Origin of the sequence: Pseudoxanthobacter sp. (genome assembly GCF_036822375.1) — a bacterium.
Classification (GTDB): domain Bacteria; phylum Pseudomonadota; class Alphaproteobacteria; order Rhizobiales; family Segnochrobactraceae; genus Pseudoxanthobacter.
Genome location: NZ_DAISHT010000333.1, coordinates 1 through 2,596, shown reverse-complemented (window position 1 = coordinate 2,596; position 2,596 = coordinate 1). Strand labels below are relative to the sequence as shown.

Below are 2,596 nucleotides of genomic sequence, written 5' to 3'. Positions count from 1 at the left end.
TCAGGGTGTGGAAGATCTCCGTGCCCGCCCGCAGACCTTCCGAGAAGGTCGGCGCGCCGGCCGGCATGATCATGAACTCCTGGAAGTCGATCGGGTTATCGGCATGCACGCCGCCGTTGATGATGTTCATCATCGGCACCGGCAGCACATGGGCGGCGGCGCCGCCGACATAGCGGTAGAGCGGCAGGCCGGCGGCCTCGGCAGCGGCCTTGGCCACCGCCAGCGACACGCCGAGAATCGCATTGGCGCCGAGGCGGCTCTTGTTGGGCGTGCCGTCCAGCTCGATCATGGCCTGATCGATGGCGATCTGGTCCTCGGCCTCACGGCCGCCGATGGCATCGAAAATATCGCCGTTGACGGCTTCCACCGCCTTGGAGACGCCCTTGCCGAGCCAGGCGGCCCCGCCATCGCGCAGCTCCACCGCCTCGTGGGCGCCGGTCGAGGCACCCGAGGGCACCGCAGCCCGGCCGAACGAGCCGTCTTCAAGCACCACATCCACCTCGACGGTGGGGTTGCCGCGGCTGTCCAGGATCTGCCGGCCGATGATATCGACGATGGCGGTCATGGGAGATCTCCTCGTGGACGCCCTTCGGCGTCGGATGGACTTGTGAAGGCGGCCCGGCCGGCGGCCTCTGCCGGCAGCCGGACAGATCGACTTCCCTTAGCCGAAAGGCGGCCTCCGCGCCAAGTCCCGCAGGCCGCCGGCAACGCTGCCAGCGGGCCGGAACGGCCCCGCGGGGGCGCGGCCTGCCGTCGCGGCCATCCGCCGGCCGTGTCAGGACGGCACCTGCGGGCCGCGAACCGCCCCGCCCGGACCGCGGCGGAAACGACGCGGGCGGCGGCGCAGATGCCCCCGCAGGAACCGGCGCAGGAGCCGGGCGGGCAGCAGCGTGGCGATTCGCCCCGCCCCGATTGTGCCTTGCACCCTGCGCTTCGCCGGTGGCGTGCTTGAAGCCCCCGCGGGGCTGGAGTAGACGGGCTTTCAGGCACGCGCGCACCGGCTTCCGAGGGGAAATCGAGGGGAACGGTGCGCATCGGGGGGCCTCTGTCGGGGTTCTGCGCTGCCTGCAGATATGAGGACGCCGGTCCGGGCGGGCGGATGGCGGCACGGCTGTCGTGCCGGTCCCGTGCGGATCGCCGCCGGTTTTCCGGGGAGGCACGTCTCCTCCCTGTCGGCTTCGCACGGGCAGCGGCCGGGTAACCGGCCTTCCGCTGCCGGAAACGTCATTTCTTGACCGGCGGCTGGCCCGCCGCCGCGTCCAGGAGGGTTACAATGAGCCAGCGGCCGATCCGCAAAGCCATCATTCCCGTCGCCGGTCTCGGCACCCGCTTCCTTCCGGCCACCAAGTCGATGCCGAAGGAAATGCTGACGGTCGTCGACCGCCCGGTGATCCAGTACGTGTTCGACGAGGCCCGCGCCGCCGGCATCGAGCACGTCGTGTTCGTCACCGGGCGCAACAAGGGCGTCATCGAAGACCACTTCGACATCGCCTACGAACTGGAAGAAACCCTCGCCCGCCGCAACAAGACCGACATCCTGCGCACCGTGGTCGCCGCGCGTCCGCGCCCCGGCGAAACCAGCTTCACCCGTCAGCAGGAGCCGCTCGGTCTCGGCCATGCGGTGTGGTGCGCGCGCGACATCATCGGCAACGAGCCGTTCGCGCTGCTGCTGCCTGACGTGCTCATCAAGGGCAAGACCGGCTGCCTGTCGCAGATGATGGACGTCTACAGCGAACACGGCGGCAACGTCATCGCTGTGGAGGAAGTGCCGCCCGAGCGGATCGACCAGTATGGCGTGGTCGAAATCGGCGACGGCAGCGATCCGCTGTGGACCGTGACCGGCATGGTGGAAAAGCCGAAGCGGGAAGAGGCGCCCTCCAACCTCATCATCACCGGCCGCTACATCCTGCAGCCGAAGATCTTCGATCTGCTGTCGCGGGGTTCGGCCGGCGCCGGCGGCGAAATCCAGCTGACCGATTCCATGCGGCCGCTGATGAATCTGGAGCCGTTCCGCGCCCTGCGCTTCGAGGGCAGCACCTACGACTGCGGTTCCAAGATCGGCTTCCTGGCTGCCAACGTCGCCTATGCTCTGGACCGCGACGATCTGGGCGGCGATTTCCGCGGCGAGATGAAGCGCCTGCTCAGCGACCTCTGAGTCGCCTGCCCGGCGGGCCCGGCGCCCGCCGGGCCTGCCTGACGGCCGCGGCGCGCTGTTTTATCGGCCGCCCGGCTGAAAGCGCCGTGGACAGGGCCGCATTGTTGCGCCATCCTCCGGCCCCGATTTCGCTGTCTGCTGTTATGCGGCCCGGTGCCGGCGGCGCGTCCGCAACAGGCCCCGCGCCCCCGTAACAGGCCTTTCGCCACAGGTTTCCTCACCCATGATTATGCTGCCGTTCGCGCGTCGCTGTGCTGTTGCAGCCGCCCTTCTGGCTCTGCCCCTTGCTGCAAATGCGGCCGATACGCCGGCCCAGCAGAAGACGGGCTCTGCCGCGCACCCGGAGGTCGTGGCGCCGGCTGCCAGGCCCGCCCACGCGGACACCGGAGGACAGGCCGCCCCGTCGACGGACAAGGCCGCCCCCGAGGCTGCAGCCCCGGC

General features: G+C 69.8%; 1 protein-coding gene and 2 pseudogenes. 2 read left to right on the top strand and 1 reads right to left on the bottom strand.

Going from position 1 to position 2,596, the window contains the following annotated elements:
• Positions 1-565: pseudogene (gene eno, locus V7067_RS17285) on the bottom strand (phosphopyruvate hydratase); the annotation flags it as partial.
• A 708-nt stretch (positions 566-1,273) separates the two neighbouring features.
• Between eno and galU the strand changes: the two are divergent.
• Together galU and V7067_RS17275 are read left to right on the top strand one after the other, a co-directional pair.
• Positions 1,274-2,155, top strand: a complete 882-nt coding sequence (galU, locus tag V7067_RS17280) for a UTP--glucose-1-phosphate uridylyltransferase GalU (protein ID WP_334177124.1) — start codon at positions 1,274-1,276, stop codon at positions 2,153-2,155.
• A 223-nt stretch (positions 2,156-2,378) separates the two neighbouring features.
• A pseudogene (locus V7067_RS17275) lies at positions 2,379-2,596 on the top strand (hypothetical protein); the annotation flags it as partial.